Source organism: Prescottella sp. GW823-FHT02E09 (genome assembly GCF_058797375.1).
Window position 1 is genome coordinate 75789 of record NZ_JBXAJP010000003.1, and the last position, 24606, is coordinate 100394.

Here is a 24606-nt window from a genome sequence, read left to right on the forward strand (position 1 = left end):
AGAAAGCCGAAGACCCCCGGACGAATTCGTCCGGGGGTCTTTCGTCTCAGCCGTTGCCGAGGAGATCAGTGCGCGTGGCCGTGACCGGCATCCGCTACTTCCTCGGTGGGCTTCTCGACGACGGCGCTCTCGGTGGTGAGCACCATGCGTGCGACGGATGCCGCATTGACGACGGCCGAGCGGGTCACCTTGACCGGGTCGACGACACCGTCGGCGAGCAGGTCGCCGTAGGTGAGCGTCGCGGCGTTGAAGCCGTGCCCCTTGGGCGCGTCGGACACCTTGCTGACGACGACGGAACCGTCGACGCCGGCGTTGCTGGCGATCCAGAACAGCGGGGCCGAGAGTGCGGTGCGCACGACCTCGACACCGGTGGCCTCGTCACCCGAGAGCGACGCAGCCAGGTCGGTGAGGACCTGACCGGCCTGCACGATGGCGGAACCGCCACCGGGGACGATGCCCTCCTCGACCGCGGCCTTGGCTGCGTTGACGGCGTCCTCGACGCGGAACTTGCGCTCCTTGAGGTCGGTCTCGGTGGCCGCGCCGACCTTGATGACGGCGACGCCACCGGCCAGCTTCGCGAGGCGCTCCTCGAGCTTCTCGCGATCCCAGTCGGAATCGGTGTTCTCGATCTCGCGCTTGAGCTGCGCCACGCGGGTCGCGATGTCGGCCTCGGTGCCGGCACCGTCGACGATGGTGGTCTCGTCCTTGGTGACGACGACGCGGCGTGCGGTGCCGAGCAGGTCGAGACCGGCTTCCTTGAGCGTGATGCCCATGTCCGGGTTGATCACGGTGCCGGCGGTGACGACGGCGAGGTCCTCGAGGAAGGCCTTGCGACGGTCACCGAAGAACGGCGCCTTCACGGCGACGGCCTTGAGCGTCTTGCGGATCGCGTTCACGACGAGCGTGGACAGAACCTCGCCCTCGATGTCCTCGGCGATGATGAGGACCGGCTTGCCGGACTCGGCGATCTTCTCGAGCAGCGGCAGGAAGTCCGGCAGCGAGGTGATCTTGTCGCGGTACATCAGCACCAGCGCGTCCTCGAGGACGGCACGCTGGGTGTCGATGTCGGTGACGAAGTACGGCGACAGGTAGCCCTTGTCGAACTGGACGCCCTCGGTGACGACGAGCTCGGTGTGCAGGGTCGAGGACTCCTCGACCGTGACGACACCGTCGACGCCGACGCGGGTCATGGCCTCGCCGACCAGGTCGCCGATCTCGGCGTCACGCGACGAGACGGTGGCGACCTGAGCGATGGCCTCCTTGCCCTCGACCGGGGTGGCGGCAGCGAGCAGCGCCTCCGACACGGCGTCGGCGGCCTTGCTGATGCCGATGCCGAGACCGATCGGGTTGGCGCCCGCGGCAACGTTCTTCAGGCCGGCCTTGACCAGCGCCTGCGCGAGCACGGTGGCGGTGGTGGTGCCGTCGCCCGCGACGTCGTTGGTCTTGGTGGCGACGCTCTTGACGAGCTGCGCGCCGAGGTTCTCGAACGGATCCTCGAGCTCGATCTCGCGGGCGATGCTCACACCGTCGTTGGTGACGGTGGGGCCGCCGAATGCCTTGGCGAGCACGACGTGCCGCCCGCGCGGGCCGATGGTGACCTTGACGGCGTCGGCGAGCTGATCGACGCCACGCTCGAGCGCGCGCCGGGCCTTCTCGTTGAATTCAATCTGCTTGGACATTGATTCAGCTTCTCCTGAACTTCATGGCTTCGTCCCGAAACGGACTTCTCAGGTTGCGCCGGAACGCACGCCGCCCCGGGTCCGATGCGGAACTCCGGGGCGGTATGCGTGAGGCTTACTTGGAGACGACAGCCAGAACGTCGCGAGCCGACAGGATCAGGTACTCCTGGCCGGCGTACTTGATCTCGGTTCCGCCGTACTTGCTGTAGATGACGGTGTCGCCTTCCTGGACGTCCAGGGGGATGCGCTTCTCGCCATCCTCGTCCCAGCGGCCGGGACCAACGGCGACGACGGTGCCCTCCTGGGGCTTCTCCTTCGCCGTGTCGGGGATGACCAGGCCGGAGGCAGTCGTCGTCTCGGCCTCGTTGGCCTGGACGAGGATCTTGTCCTCGAGCGGCTTGATGTTCACGCTCGCCACGATGAGCCCTCCACTTTCAGGGGTTCGTTGGGCCCGAGGCTGTTCCTCGGACCACGATCAATTCAGTCACCACAGTGACCCTTCACGCGCCCCGTCGTCGCGGGTGCCGGGACTCGCTCAGTGTCGACTAGCACTCTATACATGAGAGTGCCAGCACTCAAGGCATACCTGAGTGCCGGCACCTGGGGACGTGATCATCAGTACTGCGAGGGCGTCTCCAGCACAGCCATGGTGCAGCGGGACACGCAGACCAACTTGCCCTCGTCGTTGACGATCTTGATCTCCCACACATGCGTCTTGCGCCCCACCGCCAGCGGCGTCGCTTCGCCGTGGACCCAGCCGGAACTCACGGGACGCACGTGGTTGGCGTTGATCTCCATGCCGACGCAGTGGAACCTGCTGCGGTCCACCGCGAAGATCGACGCCCAACTCGCGAGCGTCTCCGCCAACGCGACCGACGCGCCGCCGTGCAGCACGCCTGCCGGCTGCTTGGTCCGCTCGTCGACCGGCATCCGGCCCTTGAGCGAGTTCTCGGTCATCTCGGTGATCTCGATGCCGAGGTTCCGATTGAGCGTGTCGGCGCCCTTGTCGTTCGCGATCTCGATGGTGGGATCGCCGATCCAGATGCTCACGAGACCTTCACCACTACCTTTCCGTTGACGTCACCGTCGATCATGGCCTGGAAACCGGCGTGGATGTCCTGCAACGGGATCACGCGGTCGATCTTCGGCCGCAGACCGGTGGCCTCCATCATCCGCAGCATCGACACCAGTTCGGCGCGCGTGCAGCCGGTCGAGCCCAGGATGCGCTGCTGGAGGTAGAAGATGCGGGTGAGGTCGGCGGGCGGATTGGAACCCGATGTCGCGCCGGCGATGACGATCGTGCCGCCCGGACGCAGCGAACGCATCGAGTGCGCCCACGTGGCCTCGCCGACGGTCTCGATCACGACGTCGACCTTCTCGGGCAGACGCGCGCCGGCCTCGACGGCCGTGTGCGCACCCAGTTCGATTGCGGTGGAACGCTTCTCGGCGCTGCGGCTCGCGGCGTACACCTTGGCGCCCGCGGCGGCGGCCAGGCTGATCGCGGCGGTCGCGACACCGCCGCCGGCGCCCTGCACCAGCACGCGGTCGCCGGCCTTGATCTGCGCCTGGGTGAACAGCATCCGGTACGCCGTGGTCCACGCCACCGGCAGGCACGCCGCCTCGTCGAACGACAGCCACTCGGGCTTGGGGATCAGGTTGCGCCTGGGTACCACGAGGTACTCGGCGAACGCGCCGTCGTGCTGCTCGGACAACAGTGCCCGGCCCGGGTCGAGCGTCTCGTCGCCGCCACCACCGTCGGCATCGGCGATCACCGGATACACGATCACCTCGTTGCCGTCCTCGTCCACACCGGCCGCGTCGCAGCCCAGGATCATCGGGATCCGATCGGCGGGGTGACCGACGCCGCGCAGCGTCCACACGTCGTGCATGTTGAGCGCGGACGACCGCACCGCGACCTTGGCCCAACCGTCCGGAACGACCGGGTCCGGGACCTCCCGGAGTTCGAGACCGCTCAGCGGATCGTCCGCGTTCTGGGCGACGGCGACGGCTGCGAGCATGGATTCTCCTGTGCTGTCGGACACAACCGCCGGGTGCAGCGGTCGTGAAATGCGTGTTCGGATACCCATGGTCGACGCCCGCCGGGGCCTCGCGCGAGGGTCCGTGCCGTACCTCGGCACGACCGCTGGCACTCGGTGTCGCCCCGACGGTCTCCTGTACTCATGCCAACTGACACCAGGGGCGCGCTGCGGGCGGTAGTCCCGTCGCCGGGCCTGCCCGACGTCATCGCCAGCATCGTCTAGCTCGAAGGAAGACGACCTATGTGTACCTCCGACGGCAACGCCGTTCCCCAGGGTTCGATCCAGAGGCCGGCTGCCCTCACCAAGTTCGTGGACGTCTCCACGATGGTGGACGGCGACAACGGCTACGTCGACCGTGCGGTGTTCACCGACCACGCGATCTACCAGCAGGAGCTGCGCCGCATCTTCGCCCCGAGCTGGCTGTTCCTGGGCCACACGTCGCAGTTCGCGAAGCCTGGCGACTTCCTCACCACCTTCATGGGTGAGGACCCGGTGATCGTGTCGATGGGCAAGGACCGCAGGATCCGCGCGTTCCTCAACTCCTGCCGGCACCGCGGCGCCCGCGTGTGCCGTGCCGACTTCGGCGCCACCAAGAACTTCACGTGCACGTACCACGGCTGGAGCTTCGACACCGCGGGCAAGCTGGTCAGCGTGCCGAACGAGGCGGGCTATCCGGAGAGCTTCGACAAGAAGGACTGGGGCCTGGTCGAGGTCGCACAGCTCGACACCTACCACGGTCTGGTCTTCGCGACGTGGAACCCGGATGCGCCGCCGCTGAAGGAGGCGCTCGGTGACATGGCGTACTACATGGACGCGATGCTCGACCGCGACCCCGAGGGCACGGTCGCCGTGGGCGGCATCCACAAGTGGGTGCTCGACGGCAACTGGAAGCTGGCGGCCGAGCAGTTCGCGACCGACTGGTACCACGTCAACATGTCGCACGCGTCCGCGCTGATGGTGCTCTCCCCCACCGGCCGTGGGCCGAAGGCCGAGATCGCCAACACCCCGGGCCGTCAGTTCAGCAGCCCGCTCGGTCACGGTGCCGGGTTCCCGACGCACCCGCGCAGCCGCTTCGACGCGCAGCCGGTGCACGAGTTCTACGACTACGACGCGCTGCGTGAGCGTCTCGGCGACGACCGCGTCGAGGGTCCGATGACCACCGGCCACGCGACCGTCTTCCCGAACTTCTCGTACCTGCCCGTCAACGGCAGCATCCGCGTCTGGCATCCCAAGGGTCCGGACAAGATGGAGGTCTGGGCGTGGACGATCGTCGACAAGTCGATGCCCGAGGACGTGCGTGAGGCACAGCGCCTCTACAACCTGCGCACCTTCGGTCCCAGCGGAATCTTCGAGCAGGACGACGGAGAGAACTGGAGCGAGTGCCAGGCCATCGCGGGCGGCTTCATCACCAACAGTGTGCCGCTGAACTACCAGATGGGCCTGGGCAGCGAGCGCGAGGACGGCGTCTACCCCGGCAAGACGAGCGAGCTGTACAGCGACGCCGCCGGCCGCGGTTTCTACCGGCGCTGGGCGGAACTGATGAACACACCGGCATGGCACGAAAAGGGCGCGAAGTGAGCGAGACCATCACCAGGATCAAGGTCGGCGCGGTCGGCGACATCGAGGACGGCGAGGCGCTGGTCGTCGACGCCGAGCAGACCGGCACCGGCGAGCCGATCGCCGTGTTCCACGACGAGGGCGAGTACTTCGCGCTCAACGACCGGTGCAGCCACGGTGAGGCGTCCCTCGCGGACGGCTGGATCGAGGACGGCCAGGTGGAGTGCCCACTGCATTCGGGCAAGTTCTGCCTGCGCACCGGCTCGGTACTGTCGATGCCGGCCACCGAGGACGTCGCGGCCCACAAGGTCGAGGTGGAGGGTGACGAGATCTGGCTCTACCCCGGCCGGAACGCAGAGGCGCAGTGAGTACCCCCTCCAGCGTCGTCGTGGTCGGCGGCGGGCTGGCCGGCGTCAGCGCCGCCGGCGAGCTCCGGGCCCGCGGTTTCGAAGGTGAGATCACCCTCGTCGACAGCGGACCCGCGCCGTACGACCGCCCGCCGCTGAGCAAGGCGTTCATGTTCGGCACCGCCGACGAGGCGGATCTCGCACTCGCCAAACCGGATTGGTACCCCGCGCAGCGGATCACGCTGCGCACCGGTGTCGCGGTGACGGCGCTGAAGCCCGACGAGGGCGTGGTCGAACTGTCGGACGGCACCCGCCTGGACGCGGACGTGACGATCCTGACGACCGGCGCCGGGGCTCGTCCGTTGCCGGTGCCCGGCGGCGACCTGCCGCAGGTGCATCTGCTGCGCACGATCGACGACGCCCGTGCGCTCAAGGCCCGGCTGATCCCGGGTGCGCGTCTCGTCGTGATCGGCGCCGGACTGATCGGCGCCGAGACCGCTTCGGCGGCACTGCAACTCGGAGCCACGGTCACGCTCGTGGATCCGCTCGATCCGCCGATCGTTCCCGCGGTCGGACCGGAGATGGCGCGCTACCTGCACGACCAGCACGCCGAGCACGGCATCGCGGTCCACACGGCAGGCGTGGCCGAGATCCGCGAGAACGGTGAGTCCGCCACCGTGATTCTCACGACCGGCGACGAACTCCCCGCCGACGCGGTCCTCGTCGGCATCGGCTCGATCCCGTCGACCGAACTCGCGGAGACCGCAGGCCTCGACGTCGACGGCGGTGTCCTCGTCGACGAGAACCTGCGGACGAGCCATCCCGCGGTGTACGCAGCGGGTGATGTCGCGCGGGTCAGGGCTGCCGACGGCACGCTCCATCGCCGCGAGGAGCACTGGGAGGCAGCGCAACTGAACGGACGCGCGGTCGCTGCCCGCGTTCTGGGGCAGGAACCCGATCCGGAGTGCGCGGGTTGGTTCTGGTCCGACCGGCACGGCATCCACGTGCAAGGTGTCGGATCGATGACCGCCGAGGGCGAGACCGTGATCCGGCCGCACCCCGACGACGCCACCCGCCCGCAGATGGCGTTCCGAGTCCGGGGCAACACCCTGGTCGGCGCCGCGTTCATCGACGGCGGCCCCGCCGTGCGGGCCGCGCGCATCATCATCGACCGCGCTCTTCCCGTCGACCCGGCCGCGCTGGCCGACCCGACCGTGAACCTGCGCAAGCTCGCCAAAGGATGACTGACTCATGGCAACCGACACCACCCAGCCGGCCACGCAACGGCCCACCGCCGACGCCGACACCCACTTCCGGGTGCAGCAGCTGTACTTCCACGAAGCCGAACTGATCGACGACGGCCGGTTCACCGACTGGCTCGACCTGCTCGCCGAGGACCTGCACTACTGGGCACCCACCCGCACCAACCGCCTGCGCCGCCAGCAGTCGCTCGCGGTCGCCGCGCGCGGTGAGGCCGCCTTCTTCGACGAGACGCGTGCCAGCCTGGCGTGGCGCATCCGCCGCTTCGATTCCGGCATGGCCTGGGCCGAGGATCCGCCGTCGCGCACCCGGCACCTGGTGAGCAACGTCGTCGTCCGCCACGCCGACGAGGACGAGCGCGAGATCGGCCAGTGGCACGTCCGCTCGAACTTCCTCGTCTATCGCAATCGGCTCGAGCGTGAGGTCGACATCTACTCGGGTGGACGCGAGGACATCCTCCGCGAGAACCCCGACGGCCCTGCCGGCTCGCTGCTCGTCGCCCGCCGCACGATTCTGCTGGACCAGAACGTGTTGCTGGCCAAGAACATCAGCACCTTCTTCTGATCGCGCCTCGGCGGCGATCCTCTCCCGACACCGACTCTTCCCAGACACAGGAGCGCGTGAAACAGTGACAACGAATGCAGCGGCGGAGACGGCCGTGACCAGTCGCGAGGTCGAGACCTCGCTCGGCACCATCAAGGTGAGCGAGGCCGGCAGCGGCCCGGTCCTGGTGATGCTGCACGGCGGCGGCCCGGGCGCGTCGGCGATCGCCAACTACAGCCAGAACCTGCCGGCTCTGACACCGCACTTCCGCGTCGTGCTGCCGGACCAGCCGGGCTTCGGTGGCAGCTACCGCCCCACGGAGGAGGACCTCCGGGAGCGCAGCATCACGCAGATCACGGTGGACGCGCTGATCCAGACGCTCGACGCGATGGGCATCGAGGAGTTCCACCTGATGGGCAACAGCCTCGGTGGCGCCGCCGCGATCGCGATCGCGCTGGCGATCCCGGAGCGGGTGACCCGGCTGGTGCTGATGGCGCCGGGTGGCGGCTGGCTGCCGTTCGGCCCGACTCCGACCGAGGGCCAGAAGGCCATGTTCCGCTACTACAACGGTGGCGGCCCGACGGTGAAGAAGATGAAGGACTTCGTCCGCACCATGGTCGCCGACCCCAAGCAGTTCGACGACGCCGACATCGAGGCCCGCTACGAGGCATCGCTGGACGAGAGCCACATCGAGTTCTACCACCGCTACAACGCCGCGTTCGCGCGTCGTCACGGCATGGATCCGCTGTGGCGCGACGCCCACGAGCTCAAGGCGCCGACGCTGCTGCTGTGGGGCACCGAGGATCGCACCATCACGTTCGAGGGCTCGCAGCTGATGCTCAAGCAGATCCCCGACGTGCAGCTGCACGCGTTCAGCAAGTGCGGCCACTGGGTGCAGGTCGAGCGTCAGACGGAGTTCGAGCGGCTCGTGACCGACTTCCTGGTCGATTGTTCGGGGGACGCATGACCGGCTGGCTCGAGGGCAATGTCGCCCTCATCACCGGCGGCGGTTCCGGGCTGGGCCGGGCGATCGCCGAGCGCTTCCTCGCCGAGGGTGCGTCCGTGGTGGTCGCCGACCGTGACGCCGGCAAGCTGGACGACTTGGTCGAGTCGCTCGGCGACGAGCGGGTGCACACCGTCGAGGCGGACGTCCGGTCCAGCGCCGACCAGCATCGCGCAGTCTCCGAGGCCGTCGCGCGCTTCGGTAGGCTCGACACGCTGGTGCCGAACGCGGGTATCTGGGACTACCAGCGCAGCATCACCCGCCTGGACGGCGACGCGTTGTCCGCGGCGTTCGACGAACTGTTCGCCATCAACGTCAAGGGCTACCTCTTGGCGGTCGAGGCGGCGTGGCGTGAGCTGGTCGAGACCCGCGGCAGCGTCGTGATGACGCTGTCGAACTCGGCCTTCTATCCGAACGGAGGCGGACCGCTGTACACCGCGAGCAAGCACGCCTGCCGCGGACTCGTGCTCGAACTGGCCTACGAGCTGGCACCCAAGGTTCGCGTCAACGGTGTCGCGGCCGGCGGCATGCGCACGGACCTGCGCGGCCCCGAGTCGATCGGACTGGCCGACCGTTCGATCGAGGCGTCGTTCGCGCGCGGCACCACGACGGGCGACAACCCGCTCCTACCGCTGCACGACGCGAGTGTCGAACCTGCCGATTTCACGGCGCCGTACGTGCTGCTGGCCTCCGCGGCCAACAGTTCCAACATCACCGGTGCAATCATTCCCGTCGACGGCGGCATCGCCGCCCGTGGGTTCCGCACCGCAGCAGGCGGAGACGATCTGTGAGCACCGAGAAGCATCCTGTCGACATCAGCCCCGCACGTGCGCTGCAGAACCTGGGCCGGTTGCACGGCGACCGCACGGCGCTGATCTACGAAGACCACACGATCGACTACCGCCAACTGACGGCCCGGGTGCACGCGATGGCCCTGACCCTCCACGCGTCGGGCATCCGCAAGGGCGACCGGGTGGCCTACCTCGGCCTCAACAGCCCGACGTTCCTCGTGACCTACCTCGCCTCGGCGTGGGTGGGCGCCGTGTTCGTGCCGATCAACTTCCGCCTGGCCGCCGCCGAGATCGCCTACCAGCTCGGCGATTTCGGACCGCGCGTCCTGGTCGTCGAGCCCGGTCACATGTCCGTCGTCGGCGAGATCGATCCGGCGGTCCTGCCGCCGCGTCTGCTCGCGGTCGACAACGACGACGCGGTGCCGCTGACGGGCCAGCCGAGCGAGCGCTGGGAGCGGCTGACGTCGGCCCTCGCGCGTGGCGCGGCCCTGGACCTCACCCTGTCGCCGCTGCCGCGGTATGCGGACGACCTGGCCGCGTTGATGTACACGTCGGGCACCACCGGACGCCCCAAGGGCGTCATGCTCACGCACGGCAACATCTGGTGGAACTCGTTCAACGTGGACTCGGTGGTCGAGACCAGCCGCAGCGACGTGAACCTCGCGGTGGCGCCGCTGTTCCACATCGGCTGCCTCAACTCGTTCACGCTGCGCGGCCTCGCCCGCGGCGGTGCGACGCTGGTGCGTCGCACGTTCGACCCGGCGCGGACCCTCGCGGACCTGGTCGAGTACAAGGTCAACACGATCTTCGCGGTGCCCGCGATGTTCTCGGCGATCGCTCAGCTTCCGCAGTTCGCCGGCGCGGACCTGTCGCAGCTGCGCTCGGCGATCGTCGCGGGCGCGCCCGTGCCGCCGAGTCTGGTCAAGGAGTACGGCCACCACGGTGTCGCGCTGCAGCAGGCGTGGGGCCTGACCGAGACCGCGCCGTTCGCGACGTCGCTGCCGCCCGAGCGGACCCTCGAGCGGGCGTCGTCGGCGGGCCTGCCGATGCCGTTCTGCGAGATCAAGATCGTCGATCCCGCAACGGGCGCAACGCTCACCGAACCGAACGCGGCCGGTGAGATCTGTGTGCGCGGACCGAACGTGACCCCGGGCTACTGGGCCAACCAGGAGGCCACGGACGCCGCGTTCGACGCCGAGAACTGGTTCCACTCGGGCGATCTGGGTTGCCTCGACGAGGAGGGCTTCCTCTACATCGTCGACCGGATCAAGGACATGATCATCTCGGGTGGCGAGAACGTCTACCCGGCGGAGGTGGAGCGGGTGCTCGTCGAGTACCCGGGTGTCACGGACGCCGCGGTCGTCGGCGCCCCGGACCCCAAGTGGGGTGAGATCGTCGTCGCCGTCGTCGTGGTGTCCACCGACACCGATCCGACGCTCGAGGAGATCCGCGACTTCACCGGCGAGCGCCTCGCGCGGTACAAGCTCCCCAAGGAGATCCTCGTGCTGGACTCGTTGCCGCGCAACGGTTCCGGAAAGCTCGACAAGATCTCGCTGCGCAAGCTGGCAGCCGCCGGCCACGGTTCGCTGAACCGATGAGCACCCCGGGCTGGCCGCTGACGTACACCGTCACCGACGGTGACTCCCCGGTCGAGGTCCGCGCGCGGTACGCCGTGCGCGGGCCGCTCGGCAACGCCTACCCCGCCGGTATCGCCGACCTGGAGCTCGACATCCGGGATCTGCGTGACGCCCCAGCGCTGCGGGATCTCGGCGAACGCATCCTGAGCGACCACCCCGCATGCCGGCGCATCGTGCTGCCGGTCCCGGCCGGCGACCTGACCACGATCGGTTTCGCGGAGGACGCCGGGTTCCGCTACGTCGTCGACGTCGACGTCCCCGGCGAGCGGCGCGAGATCACCGAGCTCTCGCTCATGGTTCTCGAACCCGGATGGGTCGCCGATCTGCCGACCGCAGTGAACGACCTCCCCGCGTGACGCAGTCTGTCGCAGAGTAGGTTTCGACGCGCCGAGGCGACGGGCACCCACACCGGGCCCGCCGCCTTCGCCGTCGGCCGTGGCTACACTGCGCAGGGTCGGGCTATTCAGGGGGGGGACGGTGTTGTCGTGACGAGATCCAGAGCGTTGCGTTTGTTCGCGGGCGCTGTCGGGGTGGTAGGGCTGGTCGCGGGCGTAGCGGCACTGACCGCGTTCCGCTCGGGTGCGTCCGACAACGTCGTGATCGTGCTCGCCTCGTTCGCACCGCTGCTGCTCCTGGCCACCGTGGTCGGTGCGATCGTCTCGGCCGTCGCACGCCAGTGGCTGCTGCTCGCCGCCTCCGTTGTCGTCGTCGGGATCGCCGGCTGGGCGTACGGCCCGCTGTATGTCGCCGGTGCGTCCGGCGAACCGGCAGTGGACGAGAACGGGCCGTCGATTCGGGTGATGCAGTCCAACATCATGGTGGGTTCCGCCGATCCGGCCGCGCTGGTGCGGACGGTGCGGGAACGAGACATCGACGTACTCACCATCCAGGAGCTCACCGACCCGTCCGTCGAAGCCCTGCGGACGGCCGGGCTCGAGGAACTCCTGCCCCATCAGGTCCTGGCACCGCACGCGACCGGCGGGGCCGGCGGCGGCATCTACAGCCGACTGCCGTTGTCGAACGACCGTCAGGTCGAGGGGATGGCCCTGACCAATCTGGTGGTCGAGGTCGACGCCGGACTGGAGCGCCCGGCGATCCTGTACGACGTGCATCCGGTGCCCGCGTACATCGCACCCGCGGCCGATTGGACGGAGGACTTCGAACGACTGCGCGACGACATGGATTCGGCGGCCTCCCACGACAACGTCATCGTCAGTGGCGACTTCAACGCCACGTACTCGCACAGCAAGTTCCGGGATCTGCGCCGCGGCGGATACGTGGATGCCGCCGACCAGTTGGGTGCCGGGATCCTGCCGACGTACCCCACCGACAAGCGCTACCCCGCCGTCGTCGGGATCGACCACATCCTCACGAAGGGCGCCATGGCCACGTCCCTCGAGCGCATCGAGGTGGTCGGATCCGACCACTACGGGTTGATCGCGGACGTGCGGCTCACCACCGGATCCTGAGCCGAGTCACAGCAGAACGGCGGTGCGCCGACACCTCCGCCGGTCGCGAAGGAGTTGATCGCGTCGACGAAGTGCCCGGTGAAGCTGCCGCCACCGTGGCCTGCGTCGTCGACGACGACGAGTCGGCTGCCCGGCCATCGCTCGGAGAGCTCCCACGCGGTGTCGAGCGGTCCGGACACGTCGTATCGGCCGTGGACCAGCACGGCGGGAATGTCGGCGATCTCGTCCATCCCGTCGAGCAATTGACGCTCGACGAGGAAGCAGTCATTGCCCCAATAGTGGGTCACCTGGCGTGCGAACACCATCCGGAAAGCGGGGTCCCGGTACCTGCGGGAAGGCTCCCACCCGGGGACCAGGGACACATGTGTGTCCTCCCACTCGCACCAACGCAGTGCCGCGTTCTCCCGAACGGCCGGATCCGGGTGGGCGAGCAGGCGCGCATAAGCGGCCGCCAGATTTCCGTCTCGCTCGTCCGCCGGTACCGGTTCGACGAATCGCTCCCACTCACGCGGAAAGACCCGTCGCATGTCGCGGGTGATCCACTCGACCTCCTTGCGACTGCCGGAGGTGATCGCGCCCAACGCCATCCCGAGCACCCGGTCGGGGTGCGCCTGGGCGTAGGCCAGTCCGAGCGTGACGCCCCAGGACAGACCGGCAACGATCCATCTGTCGATTCCCAGGTGCTCCCGCAGCGTCTCGATGTCGGCGATCAAGTGGTCGGTCGTGTTCGTCGAGAGGTCGGTGGCCGGATCGTCGGCGAGAGGCCGGCTGCGCCCGCAACCGCGCTGGTCGAACAGCACCGCGCGGAACATGCCCGGGTCGAAGAACCTGCGCGCGCCCAGGGTGCAGCCCGACCCCGGCCCTCCGTGTAGATAGACCACCGGAATGCCGGCGGGATTGCCGACGGTCTCCCAATACAGGGAGTTGCCGTCGGACACCCCGAGGCGCCCCGAGCCGTACGGTTCGACAGCTGGGTACAGATCAACCATGACGCCGAGTCTTGCAGCTGCACCCGCGGCTTCCGCCGCGAACCACGAATCCGGTGCGCGTATCAGCTCGGTTCGGGAGGGCGAGCATCGAAGCTAGCGCTGCTCTGCGACTTCGGTGATCACAGATCGCGCAGCGGTGATCAACTGCGCCAGTCCCGGTTCCTCGATCGGGAAGTGGCCGCAGTTCTCGAGGAGACTCGACCGCGTCGGTGCGGCGATCCGGTCCAGGAATCGTCGACTGATCCGGGGCGGGGTCCATCGGTCGGCTGCGGGGAGCAACAGCGTGACCGGGGTGACGGTGAACTGTTCGGGTGTGGTGTGCGGGTAGGTGAACCAGTCGGCGAGGAATCCGAGAGGTACTCGAACTCCACCTCCGCGTGGATCGGAACCGCACAAACGTGACAGCTCCGGGTTGTTGCTCATCCGGTTCATGCGTACGAGCCATTTGATCGGCAGTCGAAGGCTGCCGGCCGCCAGAGCGATGGGCGGGAGGAGTGTGGGTGCAGCTGTCCCGGCGAGCTTCCATCGGGCCGCGGCCGCACGGGCGTCGGGATCGGACGGGTCGAGTAGACATGTTGCGAGCACAGCAGCCACTTGACCTGTGCGGGCTGCGACCTCGTAGGCCATCAAGCCGCCCATGCTCGCTCCGAAGAGAATCAGCGGGCGCGGGTCACCGGCCCGTTCGGCGTCGACCAGGTCGCAGAGCAGGTCGATCCAATCCCGGTAACGAACACTCGCCGGCCGAGGTTCGACGGTGAGTCCGTAGATGGGCATGTCCGGGAACAGAATGTCCACGTCTTCGTCCGCAGCCAGCGCCGCGAAGGGCCACAGAGCCATCGAGTAGCCGCCGGCACCGTGGATTCCCATGACACGCACAGGAGCTTCGGGACGAGAGGAACGCGCGATGTGGACACTGCGGCCACGCCACTGCCACCACGTCGATTCCGGTTCGCGGTGCGCCGATCGGTACCCATCGGGCAGGAATCCGGCGTATGTCGCTGCATCCATCCTTCGATCTCCGTCCTCGTCGCACCGCACGGGCAGAACCGGCGCCCACTGGCACAGCGGACGATAACGGCACGCCACCGAACTGCGCAATGTCCGCCGTACCACCAAGAATCACCAGCGGTACAACGAATTACGAGTCCACCACAGCCTCACTCGAATGTTCGGTGCACCTGTCCACTGCTCGCACCACCAGCGGTCCGCGACATCTTCTCGCATCGCTCCCCGAAGCAAACGCCACCGACGACACGACACCTCGTGGCATCGTCGAGCTCGTGAGGATCCTCGAACCCGTTGCCGCCGCGATTGTCGCGGTGAGCGCAGTGGTGGGTCTCGTCCAGCTTCACGAGCGCCCACCGAGTCGGCCCGACGATGCGGAGATCACGGCAGGCGTGGATTGCCTGGACGCGGGAATGTTCCCCGGTCGCTTCCCTCCGCCGGCGGCCCAGAGCTTCACGCCCCCATCACCGGGACCGGTGCCGGACAAGTTCACCCCGGTTGCTGTCGTGTCCTGCGAACCGGTCACGAGCAGGACTGCCGGCGGCGCAAACGACGACCCCCTCGGGACCGAAGAGACTGTCGACGAGGTGGGGCGTGCCGGAGACCTCACCCGCTCGTAGGCCCTCAGGCGACGCCGTCGCGGTGGGCAACCGCCTCGAGATGCGCGCGGATGGCTCCGGCGACGAGTTGCGGATTCTCGAGCGCGGGGATGTGCCCCACTCCGGGGAGCGTGACCTCCTCGACGTGGTCGGGCAACTCGTCGACGATTCGTTGGATGAACCTCTCCCGCACGAAGAACGAATCGAACTCGGAAACGATCAACGATGTCGGCGCCCTCACAGCGTCCAGTCCCGTCAGTGGGCCGTCGCGCAGGAACGCGAGCAGGATCGGCAGGTAGACCGGACAGTGGGAGACGGCACGGATCACGTCGGTGGCGTCTCCCGGGTCGACGGCCGACATGTCGTGGCTGCAGTTGCGGATGACCGGCCGCTGGAACTGCGGGTGTGACGCTGCGCGATCGCCGAGAATCCGGGCGAGCGCTGCCAACGGGAACTGTGCGACGAACCCGAATCCGGTACGGAACTCGGCCGCCGAGAAGCGCTTCCAGCCACCACCCGGATTGATCGCGGCGAGCGATGTCGCCCGCCCCCTCCGCTCCAGCTCGAATCCCACCTGGCCACCGAGCGAGTTCCCGACGACGTGGCATGTGTCCCAACCGATCACGTCGAGCTCGCGTTCGATCCCGTCGGCGATACCGGCGACACCGAGGTCCCGCCATCGCAGCCGAGGACCGCCCCAGTGTCCGGGCATCGTCAGCGCCAGAACGTCGTAGTCCGTCTCGAGTTCGCCGACCACGCGATGCCACACGTGGTGCGAGAGCGTGAACCCGTGGAGTAGTAGGACACGTTCGCCGGCCCCCGCCCGTCGCGCGGATGTCACCATGACGCCTCCTCCCCCCGAAGCACTACGTCATGAGTAACACCGCGCGACAGCGATGTCCAGGTTGCCGACAGGAATCTGCGGGAACGGCTACTTGGCGGTGGTCACCGCGAAGCCCGCAACCCACTCCGGGATCGGCCGGTAGTAGCGCGACTGCAGCTCGTACGCACCCGAGGCGGCGAGTGCCGCGTAGGCCGCGATCCACGTGCGGACCTCGTGCGACGAGCCGCCACCGTTGGCCTCGAAGAACCCGTTGGTCCAGCCGTCGAACTGCTCGATGTCGCCGGCCGCCACGATGTCGAGAACGTCGTTGTCCCACTCCGGATTCAGCGGTTTGCGCGTGGAAGTACCTGCCGCCAGATCGATTCCCGACTGCACCACCCGCTGCTCACCGCGGGCACGCTGCTCGGGGGTGGGCGGGTTGCCGAGGATCAGCGCCTCCGCGACCCGAGGCGGTGCGCCCGCGAGGATCGGCACCGGCGGATCGTGCGACAGGCCACCGGACGCGAGGAACAGCACGCGCTTGTCGAGCCGCGCCGCCGCCTCGCCGAGCGCCTTGCCGAACTGACGGATCCGGCGCACCGGCCCGAGCGGGGCCGCGACGCCGTTGACGAACACCGGCACGACGGGCACCGATCGGATGCCGTCGAACAGCATCTCGAGCGGCTGCACGAATCCGTGGTCGACGACCATGCGTGCCGAGATCGTGAGGTCGATGTCGCGCTCGAGGACGCCCTCGGCAATCGTGTTCGCCACGTCCGCGTCGACCAGGATCTCGCCTTCCGCGGAACCGAAGTCGCCGACGGCGATTGCGCCGGTGCCGATCGCAAACGGCGGCATCTTCTCGTAGAAGAAGCCGTTGTAGTGGTCGGGCGCGAACAGCACGACGACCTCGGGAGCGAACTCCTCGATGAACGCGCGCGCACCGGCGACGGCGTGGTCGACCTCGTCGAGCACCTCCTGAGCCGGATCGTTCAGCCCGATCAGGGGTGAATGGGACAGCGCAACCAGCGCGACGGACATGTGGGGCTCCTTCAACCTGAATCAGATTCCGGGAGAGGTTCTCTCCTCGAAGTTGTGGCGCGGCTACGACGCGAGTGCGACCTGGGAGGCGCACAGCGCGCGCGACGCCGCCAGACTCACCCGGCGCAGCGCGGGCTCCACGCCGGCCGGCGAGAAGCTCGCGACCGGACCCGACACCGAGAACGCCGCGACAGGCCGTGCACCCGAGCCGTTGACGACTCCCCCGATGCACACCAGGCCCTCGCGCGTCTCCTCACGGTCGAACGCGACACCGGACCGCCGCACCTGAGACAGCTCGACACGCAACTGTGCGATGTCGGTGACCGTGCGGGAGGTGCGGGCCACGAGATCCGAGCCGAGCAGATCCTCGGCATCCTGGCCGGAGTATGCGAGCAGCGCCTTGCCCACCGCGGTGCAGTGCGCCGGGGCCTTCCCCCCGACCCGCGACGGAGACGCGACGTGGCGGTGGCCGTAGAGCTTGTTGATGTAGAGGATGTCGGGACCGTGCAGGACCGCGAGATGCACCGTCTGCCGGGTCGCCTCGTAGAGATCCGCCAGGTAGGGAGTCAGGACGTCGCGGATCACGGAATGCTGCGGTGCATACACCCGGCCGCCGAGGTTGTGAAGTTCGGCGCCGAGCCGGTAGTCGCTGCCGACCCGCTCGACCGCGTGGTTGCGCTCGAGCATGCCGAGGATGCGGAACGCGGTGGACTTGCTGAGCCCGGACCGGCGCGCCAGTTCGCTCACACCGACACCCGAGTACGCCTCCTGCCCGAAGCTGGTGAGCAGGCTCATCGCCTTGTCCACGGCGGCCCGGCCGTCCCGCGTCGACCCCGAATGCGACAGCTCAGTCAGCTCCTGCACACCCATCGATCCCTACCCAATCACTCGCAAAGGGGACATTCCCGGCGCGGCGGCTCATGGCGGCGCCTTCCCGACCGAGTGTGCCCACCTGCCGTTTCGATGTCAAGATGGACGATAGTTATATTAAAAGTGACACTCGGTCGTGTGGGGATCGAATCGTGTGGAACATTGAACGCATTGCGTCATCGACACGTCATCGACGAAAGGAGGCCCTGTTGGACAGCAACGGCCTGATCGCACGCAACGTGCAGCGGTTCCGCAACGAACGACAGATGAGCATGGGCGACCTCGCCAAGAGAGCGAACCTGTCCAAACAGACCCTCTCGAAGATCGAGCAGGGTGTCGGCAACCCCACCGTCGAGACGATCGACGCCATCGCCGCGGCACTCGACGTTCCGCTGCGCCGCCTGGTGACCGAATGGGGGACGCGGGTGTTCGTCGTCCGCTCCGGCGAGGGATCGTGGAACGAACGGCCCGAGATCGGTTCGACGAAGGTGCTCGATCAGATCTACGGCTCCGGCTACGTGCGCACGAGCCTGACCCGACTGCGGCAGGCGCCGGGCGGCGACGTCGAGAGCCTGGTCCGTCCGGCCGATTCCGCAGGGACGCTGATCCACGCCTACGTCGTCTCCGGCAAGGTCCGCGTCGGGCCGACGAACGAGCTGACGGACCTCACCACCGGAGATTTCGTCCAGTTCCCCAGTGACGTGCCATGGATCCTCGCCGCGCTGAGCAGCGAGGCGACCGTGCACGTCGTGACGACGATGCCGCAGGTCCCGCAGTTCGGACCGCTCTCCGACGACAGTGGCCACTGAACGACACGGGACCGCAAACGGGGCGAACGGGAGTCTGTGGCAGGAATCGTCCCCTACAGTGGGCGCCGTGTGTGAACAGCAGATGAACGGTTGGAATCGGCGATCCTTCCTCGGAGCCGCCGGAATCGGAGCGCTCGGAGTCGCCGGACTGCCGCTCATCGGCAGCCGGTCGTGGAATCCGCTCGCAGCACAGGCCTCCGCGGCCCCGCTGCCGGCGTCGATCGCAGGCACCACCCTCGAATCCGTCGCCGTCCCCCTCGGCAGCAGCGGATACCGCCGTCTCACCGCAGGCCCGGGGTGGCCGCTGGTGGTCCGCACCGACCTGGCCGAGCCCAAGTCGGGCCGCGAGGACCGCCGCTCCGCCCTCGCATCCATGGTTCAGCTCACCGACGTGCACGTGCTCGACACCCAGTCGCCGGTTCGGTTCGAGTACGTCCATCCCTTCCAGGGTGCCGCGTTCCGGCCGCAGGAGACCATGACCGCTCAGGGACTCGTCTCCCTCATCGATCGGGTCAACTCGCTGCGCAAGGGCCCGCACACGCAGCGCGACTTCGACGCCGTGATCACCACGGGCGACAACACCGACAACAAGGAGCACGTCGAACTCGACTGGTTCCTCAAGGCGCTCAACGGCGGCACGATCGTGCCGAACACCGGCGACCCGACCCGCTACGAGGGCGTGCAGAACTCGGGCGCGGACCTGTACTGGAACCCCGAGTCGTCGATCCAGGACATCTACAAGAAGACCGGATTCCCGGAGGTCCCCGGCCTGCTGTCGGCGGCGCTCCAGCCGGTCACCAGCCCCGGCCTGAACACCAAGTGGTACTGCGTCTTCGGCAACCACGACGACTCCGTCGAGGGCACGCTCCCGAGCGGTATCCCGTTCCTCGAGCAGATGTACACCGGCGACAAGAAGTTCGAGGTCCCGGACTCCTCCGACCAGGCCGCGCGCATGTCGAGCGCCCTGAGTTCCGATCCGACCGCCGTCCTGAACCTGTTGTCGGCGATCACCACGCCCCCGCGGATCGTCACGCCGGACGCACGCCGCCATCCCTTCACACCGCGGGAGTTCATCGCCGCCCACCTCGACCCGGCGAACACGGGCCCCGGTCCGGTCGGCCACGGCTTCGCGCCCGACGCCGACGAAACCGGAGTCGGCTACTACACCTTCGAAGTCGCGCCCGGCGTCATCGGCATCAGCATGGACTCGACCAACCGCGCCGGCTTCGTCGACGGATCGCTCGGCGAGGCACAGTTCAAGTGGATCGAGCAGACGCTGCTCGCCGGCAGCAGCAAGTACTACGACACCAACGGCGCCCTCGTCACCCAGAGTCGCACCGACACGTACTTCGTGCTGTTCAGTCACCACACGAGCACCACGATGGCGAACACCCTGCCCGACCCGGAGCGCCCGCTCGAGCCCCGCTACAAGGGTGCCCAGCTGGTGGATCTGCTGCACCGCTTCCCGAACGTACTCGCCTGGGTCAACGGCCACACCCACGAGAACCGCATCACCGCGCAGGTGGGGCAGACTCCGCCGCAGGGGTTCTGGGAGATCAACACGGCGTCGCACATCGACTTCCCGCAGCAGGGACGCATCATCGAGGTGGTCGACAACGAGGACGGCACGGTGTCGCTGCTGACCACGCTCATCGAGGCCGACAGCCCGCTCCAGGTCGACTACGACGACTTCTCTCCCGCGGGCCTGGCGTCGCTTTACCGCGAGTTCTCGTTCAACGACATTCATGCCGACCCGAAGCTGCTGGGCGGCTCCCCGGACCACAACGTGGAACTGGTCCTGGCCACGCTGCGCTAGTCGTCGGCGCGGGCGTCCTTCGGGGCATCCGCGCCGCCGTCGGTCTCTCGCCGCACCTTGCTCCATCGCACGGCCTCCGTGAGCAGTCGCACCCCGACCGCGAGCATCACGAGGTTGCCGACGATCTGTGCGGTGACCACCGCCCGCGCCGTCTGTTCGACGGCCGCGATGTCACCGAAACCCACCGTCGCGAAAACGGTGAGCGTGAAGTAGAGCGCATCGATCCTGGTCAAGGGCTCGGTGAACGACTCCGGGTTCATCTGGGACAGAAGGAAACTCGCAACCGACGAGCCCAGCAAGTACACCGGCAGCGTCACCATCAAGGCCTCGGCCGAGCGCACTGCGGGCACCGGGGAGCGCAGGATCTGCCGAACCTGCCAGGCGCACAACGCCACAACGAACAACACACCACCGACGAGGGTCGCGACCGTGCCCGCGTTCGACAGGTGATCCATCGGCAGCGCGAAGTACGCGACAGTCAGGACGACGACCGTGCCGAGGGACCTCAGCAGAGCCCGGCGCAGCAACCGACGACGCTCGTGCTTGTCGAGGTCCTGCAGTGGGCCCGGGTCGGACATAGGCTCTCGCTTCCACATTCGTCGGACCGAACTACCGCGAATGTCTGCGTCGACCTGCGACGACACACCTGACCGAGCAGAGCGGAACGATCTTCGGTAACGTTCGGATAACGACGTCGACGTCTGGAAGGGAAGTATCCCAGCTTTCCGGTGCGAGCGAGTCGTGAACGCGAACAGATCCGAACACCGAAAGTGGGAGGTGGACAGTGCGAAGTTCACTCGGTATCTCTGCCGGAGCGGCCGGCGTGTGCACTGCACTCGTCGCCACCGACGATGCAGGCATGCAGTCCATGGAGTACCGGACGCTGTCCTCGGATCTGGGCACCCACACCGACCTCGGCGACCTCAGCCTCTCTGCGATCGGTCTGATGACAGTCCAGGTCCCCGACCACAAGATCGAGCCGGACGCCATCGCGGTGGCGTACCGCACCGAGAGCCACGCCGCAGCCGTGCGGTCCGCGGCCAAGCGCCAACGTCGGGCCATCCGCTTGATTCCCGAAACGGCCGCCACACTGGCCTATCTCCGCAGCACCGGACTGGTCGCGCAGTACGGGAGCATCGCGATCGTCGACCTCGGCGCATCGGGACTCACGGTCACGGTCGTCGACCAGGCCAGCGGCTCCATCCTGTGCCGTGACCGCACCACGACCGTGAGCGGCGACAGTGCAGCCGACGAATCGGACGCCGACGTCGCCGCGCGCGTCGTCGAGTTCGTGACCCAGGTCTGCGCTCGCTGCCTCCGCACGCCCGAGGCCGCGGTCCTCGTCGGCGGCGGCGGAAACATCGCCGACGTGGGAGCGGCGCTCGACGCCGCCTTCGACGGCGTCATGATCCTCGTGCCCGAACCGGAGGCCGTGACTGCCAAGGGCGCCGCGCTGCTGGCCGGATCGAACGCGAGACAGGATTTCCCGGTGGTCGCCGGGTCCGGTGGAGGACGTGGGACGGGCGCCCTCGTCGGCGCGCTCGTGGTCGGCGGCCTGATGCTCGGCTACGGCGTCAAGGAAGTGATCCCGCAGAGCGACGAGAACTACGCACCCACCGGCAGCCTGGTCGTCGAGGCCCCTTCCGGCGAACCCGATGTCCCCGCCGCCGATCCGGACGGCACCGACATCCCGTCGAGCGATCCGACTCCGACCTCGACCGTTCCGATACCCGCGTCGCAGGTGCCGCTGCCGACCACCGAGGACTACAACGGTCCGGCCTCCACGACGCAGTACACCACCACCGTCGAACCGCCCCCGCCGACGACGACCCCCACGACCACCGAGGCGCCGACGACCACGACACCGCCGCCGACCACCACGCAGAGCCGACCGTGGATTCCGCCGATGTGGCCCGAACTGCCCACGTGGCTCCCGGGTCTCGTACCGGGGGTCCCGACGCCGGACACCGACCCGCCGAGCCTGTCCGCCGAGCCGCCGACGACCACGACACCGCCGCCGACGAGCGAGCCGCCCACCGCCGAGCCGCCGACGAGCGAGCCGCCCACCCCCGAACCGCCCACGAGCGAGTCGCCGGCACCGGCGAGCGAGTCCCCGGCCGGGCCGCAGCCCCTGGTCAGTCCCGAATCTGGCTCACCGATACCGGAAGTCCCGGGTTCGTCGCCGAGGTGAGCGCCGACGGCTGAGCGCCACCCGCGATGAGGTGCGCGCCGAGGGCCGCGATCATCACACCGTTGTCGGTGCACAGCCGGGGACTGGGCACCCGCAGGGTCAGTCCCGCCGCGGCACACCGCTCCTCCGCAAGCGACCGGATCCGCGAGTTCGCGGTGGCGCCGCCGCCGAGCACGAGGGTGTCCACACCGACGTCCTGCGCCGCCCGTACCGCCTTCATCGTCAGCACGTCCGCGACGGACTCCTGGAAGCCTGCCGCGACGTCGGCGACCGGAACCTCCTCGCCCGCACGTTCCTTGGCTTCCACGAATCGCGCAACTGCGGTCTTGAGCCCGGAGAACGAGAAATCGTGCCGGGCGTCCCTGGGGCCGGTCATGCCGCGCGGGAACACGACGGCGTCCCGGTCGCCCTGCTGCGCCAGACGATCGAGGGCCGGGCCGCCCGGAAAGCCGAGGCCGAGCAGTCGCGCGACCTTGTCGAACGCCTCACCGGCCGCATCGTCGACCGTGGTACCGAGTTCCACGATCGGCTTGCGGCCCAGTTCCTCCACGTGCAGCAGGTGCGTGTGTCCGCCCGAGACGAGGAGTGCGACGCACGCCGGCATCGGCCCGTGCTCGATCGTGTCCACCGCGACGTGACCGCCGAGGTGGTTGATCGCGTAGAACGGCACCCCCCACGCCGCCGCGTACGCCTTCGCCGCGGCGACACCGACCAGCAGCGCACCCGCCAGCCCGGGGCCGATCGTCACGCAGATGGCGTCGGGCTTGTCGATTCCTGCAGCCGCCAGGGCGCGCTTCATGGTCGGCACCATCGCCTCGAGATGCGCACGCGACGCCACCTCCGGCACCACGCCCCCGTAGCGGGCGTGCTGGTCGACGCTCGACGCCACCTCGTCGGCAAGCAGCTCGCAGCGGCCGTCGCCGTGCCAGCGGACGATCCCGACGCCGGTCTCGTCGCACGAACTCTCGATACCCATCACGATCATGGCCGTCACTCCTTGCCCGACGCCGGGCGACGCATCGTGAATGCGTCCGCGCCGCTCGGCTGGTAGTAGCGCTTTCTGGTGCCGACGATCTCGAAGCGCTCACGCTCGTACAGCGCGATCGCCGGCTCGTTGTCGGTGCGGACCTCGAGGAACACCGGTCCGCCCCACTTGTCCGCGACGCGCAGCAGTTCGGCCAGCAGCGCGCCGCCGATGCCACCGCGCTGCGCCGACGGATCCACCCCGATGGTGTGCACCTCGGCCTCGGGCGTGATGCTGTTGCCGAGCAGGGCGACCCCGGCGTAGCCGATCAGTGTGTCGGCGTCGTCACGCGCCGTGAAGTAGTGATTGTGCCCACCCGCGAGTTCCGACCGGAACGCCTGCGCGCTCCACGGGTCGTCACCGGGGAACAGCACCTGCTCGAGCTCGGCGCACCTGTCCGCGTCGGCGGCGACCATCGGAACGATCCGGATGCTCATTTCCTGCGGTCCGCCAGCTCCACCGCGTCCGGGCGCCGCAAGTACAACGGCACCAGCGGTTCCGGCTCCACACCCACCCGCAGCGCCTGCGCCGCGACCGCCACCAGACCGGCCGGTGACGGCGTCTCGACCGGCTCGACCGGCAGGTCGAACATGTCCACGTGCGAGGCCGACCCCGCGATCACCTGCGACGGCGACGGATCGAGATCGGACGGCTTGACGACGTCGGGCCCCTCGACCCGCACGCCACCGGAGTAGCGCGCCCAGTACACCTCGCGGCGACGAGCATCGGTGACCACCAACAGGTCCCGATCCCCGGAAACATCGGCGGCGATGGCGTCCAGGCTGCACACGCCGTGGACCGGGATTCCCAGCGCATCACCAAACGCGGCCGCGGTCGCCATCCCGACGCGCAGGCCGGTGAACGGGCCGGGGCCCACCCCGACGACGACGGCGTCGAGATCGGCGGGGCCGTGGCCCGATCGATCGAGGCACTCGAGTATCTGCGGGGTCAGCACCTCCGCGTGCGCCCGGGCATCGTCGGTGACGCGGACCGCCAGCGTCCGAGGGACGCCGGAATCCGAATCGGGGTCGAAGCTCACGACACCCGCGGTGACCGCGGGAGTGGAGGTGTCGATGGCAAGCACAAGCACGGTAGATCAGGCTACTCGGCCCCG

Annotated in this window: 26 protein-coding genes; 13 read left to right on the forward strand and 13 right to left on the reverse strand. The window is 68.5% G+C overall.

Annotated features, from left to right (window positions below):
- Positions 1 to 65 precede the first annotated feature (65 nt).
- The 4 genes from groL to AC1RIF_RS08110 form a co-directional block, all read right to left on the reverse strand.
- Entirely contained in the window at positions 66 to 1679 is a 1614-nt protein-coding gene (gene groL, locus AC1RIF_RS08095) for a chaperonin GroEL (protein WP_492600869.1), read from the reverse strand.
- Positions 1680 to 1794: 115 nt separating this feature from the next.
- Positions 1795 to 2097 (reverse strand): co-chaperone GroES, encoded by a 303-nt coding sequence (gene groES, locus AC1RIF_RS08100; RefSeq protein WP_031938674.1) that lies wholly within the window; start codon positions 2095 to 2097, stop codon positions 1795 to 1797.
- A gap of 197 nt (positions 2098 to 2294) precedes the next feature.
- Positions 2295 to 2729 (reverse strand): hotdog fold thioesterase, encoded by a 435-nt coding sequence (locus AC1RIF_RS08105; RefSeq protein ID WP_492600870.1) that lies wholly within the window; start codon positions 2727 to 2729, stop codon positions 2295 to 2297.
- Entirely contained in the window at positions 2726 to 3697 is a 972-nt protein-coding gene (locus tag AC1RIF_RS08110) for a zinc-binding dehydrogenase (protein WP_492600871.1), read from the reverse strand. The genes AC1RIF_RS08105 and AC1RIF_RS08110 overlap by 4 nt, the downstream gene beginning before the upstream one ends.
- A gap of 261 nt (positions 3698 to 3958) precedes the next feature.
- On the opposite strand from AC1RIF_RS08110, the gene AC1RIF_RS08115 reads away from it, so the two are divergent.
- From AC1RIF_RS08115 to AC1RIF_RS08155, 9 genes are all read left to right on the forward strand, one after another.
- Positions 3959 to 5296, forward strand: a complete 1338-nt coding sequence (locus tag AC1RIF_RS08115; RefSeq protein ID WP_492600872.1) for an aromatic ring-hydroxylating dioxygenase subunit alpha — start codon at positions 3959 to 3961, stop codon at positions 5294 to 5296.
- The gene (locus tag AC1RIF_RS08120) at positions 5293 to 5643 is read left to right on the forward strand and encodes a bifunctional 3-phenylpropionate/cinnamic acid dioxygenase ferredoxin subunit (RefSeq protein ID WP_492600873.1); all 351 of its coding nucleotides are present in this window, start codon (positions 5293 to 5295) and stop codon (positions 5641 to 5643) included. The genes AC1RIF_RS08115 and AC1RIF_RS08120 overlap by 4 nt, the downstream gene beginning before the upstream one ends.
- On the forward strand, positions 5640 to 6866 hold the full coding sequence (locus AC1RIF_RS08125) for an NAD(P)/FAD-dependent oxidoreductase (RefSeq protein ID WP_492600874.1): 1227 nt from the start codon (positions 5640 to 5642) through the stop codon (positions 6864 to 6866). The genes AC1RIF_RS08120 and AC1RIF_RS08125 overlap by 4 nt, the downstream gene beginning before the upstream one ends.
- A gap of 7 nt (positions 6867 to 6873) precedes the next feature.
- Positions 6874 to 7446: an aromatic-ring-hydroxylating dioxygenase subunit beta gene (locus tag AC1RIF_RS08130; RefSeq protein WP_492600875.1), complete on the forward strand. Its 573-nt coding sequence runs from the start codon at positions 6874 to 6876 to the stop codon at positions 7444 to 7446.
- 64 nt (positions 7447 to 7510) lie between these two features.
- Positions 7511 to 8392: an alpha/beta fold hydrolase gene (locus AC1RIF_RS08135; protein WP_492600876.1), complete on the forward strand. Its 882-nt coding sequence runs from the start codon at positions 7511 to 7513 to the stop codon at positions 8390 to 8392.
- The gene (hcaB, locus tag AC1RIF_RS08140) at positions 8389 to 9219 is read left to right on the forward strand and encodes a 3-(cis-5,6-dihydroxycyclohexa-1,3-dien-1-yl)propanoate dehydrogenase (RefSeq protein WP_492600877.1); all 831 of its coding nucleotides are present in this window, start codon (positions 8389 to 8391) and stop codon (positions 9217 to 9219) included. The genes AC1RIF_RS08135 and hcaB overlap by 4 nt, the downstream gene beginning before the upstream one ends.
- The gene (locus AC1RIF_RS08145; protein WP_492600878.1) at positions 9216 to 10817 is read left to right on the forward strand and encodes an acyl-CoA synthetase; all 1602 of its coding nucleotides are present in this window, start codon (positions 9216 to 9218) and stop codon (positions 10815 to 10817) included. The genes hcaB and AC1RIF_RS08145 overlap by 4 nt, the downstream gene beginning before the upstream one ends.
- Positions 10814 to 11212, forward strand: coding sequence for a hypothetical protein (locus tag AC1RIF_RS08150; protein ID WP_492600879.1), 399 nt, complete (start codon positions 10814 to 10816; stop codon positions 11210 to 11212). The genes AC1RIF_RS08145 and AC1RIF_RS08150 overlap by 4 nt, the downstream gene beginning before the upstream one ends.
- Positions 11213 to 11341: 129 nt before the next feature.
- On the forward strand, positions 11342 to 12325 hold the full coding sequence (locus AC1RIF_RS08155; RefSeq protein WP_492600880.1) for an endonuclease/exonuclease/phosphatase family protein: 984 nt from the start codon (positions 11342 to 11344) through the stop codon (positions 12323 to 12325).
- On the opposite strand, the gene pip is transcribed toward AC1RIF_RS08155, so the two are convergent.
- Positions 12283 to 13314: a prolyl aminopeptidase gene (pip, locus tag AC1RIF_RS08160; protein ID WP_492600881.1), complete on the reverse strand. Its 1032-nt coding sequence runs from the start codon at positions 13312 to 13314 to the stop codon at positions 12283 to 12285. The genes AC1RIF_RS08155 and pip overlap by 43 nt on opposite strands.
- Before the next feature lie 93 nt (positions 13315 to 13407).
- Entirely contained in the window at positions 13408 to 14322 is a 915-nt protein-coding gene (locus AC1RIF_RS08165) for an alpha/beta hydrolase (RefSeq protein ID WP_492600882.1), read from the reverse strand.
- A 272-nt stretch (positions 14323 to 14594) separates the two neighbouring features.
- Here AC1RIF_RS08165 and AC1RIF_RS08170 point away from each other — a divergent pair, with 272 nt between their 5' ends.
- Complete coding sequence (locus AC1RIF_RS08170) at positions 14595 to 14939, forward strand: hypothetical protein (RefSeq protein WP_492600883.1); 345 nt, start codon at positions 14595 to 14597, stop codon at positions 14937 to 14939.
- A gap of 4 nt (positions 14940 to 14943) precedes the next feature.
- Here AC1RIF_RS08170 and ephH read toward each other — a convergent pair whose 3' ends face one another.
- The 3 genes from ephH to AC1RIF_RS08185 all read right to left on the reverse strand — a co-directional run bounded on the left by ephH (position 14944) and on the right by AC1RIF_RS08185 (position 17652).
- A complete protein-coding gene (gene ephH, locus AC1RIF_RS08175) occupies positions 14944 to 15762 on the reverse strand; it encodes an epoxide hydrolase EphH (RefSeq protein ID WP_492600884.1) in 819 nt (272 codons plus the stop codon).
- An 87-nt stretch (positions 15763 to 15849) separates the two neighbouring features.
- Positions 15850 to 16782 (reverse strand): 3-carboxyethylcatechol 2,3-dioxygenase, encoded by a 933-nt coding sequence (locus tag AC1RIF_RS08180; RefSeq protein WP_492600885.1) that lies wholly within the window; start codon positions 16780 to 16782, stop codon positions 15850 to 15852.
- 63 nt (positions 16783 to 16845) lie between these two features.
- A complete protein-coding gene (locus AC1RIF_RS08185; RefSeq protein WP_492600886.1) occupies positions 16846 to 17652 on the reverse strand; it encodes an IclR family transcriptional regulator in 807 nt (268 codons plus the stop codon).
- 209 nt (positions 17653 to 17861) lie between these two features.
- On the opposite strand from AC1RIF_RS08185, the gene AC1RIF_RS08190 reads away from it, so the two are divergent.
- Both AC1RIF_RS08190 and AC1RIF_RS08195 read left to right on the forward strand, forming a co-directional pair.
- Positions 17862 to 18461 carry a helix-turn-helix domain-containing protein gene (locus tag AC1RIF_RS08190; protein WP_492600887.1) on the forward strand — a complete coding sequence of 200 codons (600 nt, stop codon included), beginning with the start codon at positions 17862 to 17864 and terminating at the stop codon, positions 18459 to 18461.
- Between the two features lie 82 nt (positions 18462 to 18543).
- Positions 18544 to 20277, forward strand: coding sequence for a TIGR03767 family metallophosphoesterase (locus tag AC1RIF_RS08195; protein ID WP_492601337.1), 1734 nt, complete (start codon positions 18544 to 18546; stop codon positions 20275 to 20277).
- Here the strand turns inward: AC1RIF_RS08195 and AC1RIF_RS08200 are convergent.
- Entirely contained in the window at positions 20274 to 20855 is a 582-nt protein-coding gene (locus AC1RIF_RS08200; RefSeq protein ID WP_492600888.1) for a potassium channel family protein, read from the reverse strand. The genes AC1RIF_RS08195 and AC1RIF_RS08200 overlap by 4 nt on opposite strands.
- 206 nt (positions 20856 to 21061) lie before the next feature.
- Here AC1RIF_RS08200 and AC1RIF_RS08205 point away from each other — a divergent pair, with 206 nt between their 5' ends.
- On the forward strand, positions 21062 to 22468 hold the full coding sequence (locus AC1RIF_RS08205; RefSeq protein ID WP_492600889.1) for a DUF7159 family protein: 1407 nt from the start codon (positions 21062 to 21064) through the stop codon (positions 22466 to 22468).
- Here AC1RIF_RS08205 and tsaD read toward each other — a convergent pair.
- Genes tsaD through tsaB form a run of 3 tightly spaced genes read right to left on the reverse strand, consistent with a single transcriptional unit; the run spans position 22413 to position 24582 of the window.
- A complete protein-coding gene (gene tsaD / locus AC1RIF_RS08210; protein ID WP_492600890.1) occupies positions 22413 to 23453 on the reverse strand; it encodes a tRNA (adenosine(37)-N6)-threonylcarbamoyltransferase complex transferase subunit TsaD in 1041 nt (346 codons plus the stop codon). The genes AC1RIF_RS08205 and tsaD overlap by 56 nt on opposite strands.
- Positions 23454 to 23458: 5 nt before the next feature.
- Positions 23459 to 23929: a ribosomal protein S18-alanine N-acetyltransferase gene (gene rimI, locus AC1RIF_RS08215; protein WP_492600891.1), complete on the reverse strand. Its 471-nt coding sequence runs from the start codon at positions 23927 to 23929 to the stop codon at positions 23459 to 23461.
- Positions 23926 to 24582: a tRNA (adenosine(37)-N6)-threonylcarbamoyltransferase complex dimerization subunit type 1 TsaB gene (gene tsaB, locus AC1RIF_RS08220; RefSeq protein ID WP_492600892.1), complete on the reverse strand. Its 657-nt coding sequence runs from the start codon at positions 24580 to 24582 to the stop codon at positions 23926 to 23928. The genes rimI and tsaB overlap by 4 nt, the downstream gene beginning before the upstream one ends.
- Between the last annotated feature and the right edge of the window lie 24 nt (positions 24583 to 24606).

Coding starts and splice junctions, on each gene's coding strand:
- AC1RIF_RS08150 (WP_492600879.1), top strand. CDS start 10,814: ATGAGCACCCCGGGCTGGCCGCTGACGTACACCGTCACCGACGGTGAC.
- AC1RIF_RS08180 (WP_492600885.1), bottom strand. CDS start 16,782: ATGTCCGTCGCGCTGGTTGCGCTGTCCCATTCACCCCTGATCGGGCTG.
- hcaB (WP_492600877.1), top strand. CDS start 8,389: ATGACCGGCTGGCTCGAGGGCAATGTCGCCCTCATCACCGGCGGCGGT.
- AC1RIF_RS08185 (WP_492600886.1), bottom strand. CDS start 17,652: ATGGGTGTGCAGGAGCTGACTGAGCTGTCGCATTCGGGGTCGACGCGG.
- ephH (WP_492600884.1), bottom strand. CDS start 15,762: ATGGTGACATCCGCGCGACGGGCGGGGGCCGGCGAACGTGTCCTACTA.
- AC1RIF_RS08110 (WP_492600871.1), bottom strand. CDS start 3,697: ATGCTCGCAGCCGTCGCCGTCGCCCAGAACGCGGACGATCCGCTGAGC.
- AC1RIF_RS08195 (WP_492601337.1), top strand. CDS start 18,544: ATGAACGGTTGGAATCGGCGATCCTTCCTCGGAGCCGCCGGAATCGGA.
- rimI (WP_492600891.1), bottom strand. CDS start 23,929: ATGAGCATCCGGATCGTTCCGATGGTCGCCGCCGACGCGGACAGGTGC.
- AC1RIF_RS08130 (WP_492600875.1), top strand. CDS start 6,874: ATGGCAACCGACACCACCCAGCCGGCCACGCAACGGCCCACCGCCGAC.
- AC1RIF_RS08165 (WP_492600882.1), bottom strand. CDS start 14,322: ATGGATGCAGCGACATACGCCGGATTCCTGCCCGATGGGTACCGATCG.
- groL (WP_492600869.1), bottom strand. CDS start 1,679: ATGTCCAAGCAGATTGAATTCAACGAGAAGGCCCGGCGCGCGCTCGAG.
- tsaD (WP_492600890.1), bottom strand. CDS start 23,453: ATGATCGTGATGGGTATCGAGAGTTCGTGCGACGAGACCGGCGTCGGG.
- AC1RIF_RS08200 (WP_492600888.1), bottom strand. CDS start 20,855: ATGTCCGACCCGGGCCCACTGCAGGACCTCGACAAGCACGAGCGTCGT.
- pip (WP_492600881.1), bottom strand. CDS start 13,314: ATGGTTGATCTGTACCCAGCTGTCGAACCGTACGGCTCGGGGCGCCTC.
- AC1RIF_RS08115 (WP_492600872.1), top strand. CDS start 3,959: ATGTGTACCTCCGACGGCAACGCCGTTCCCCAGGGTTCGATCCAGAGG.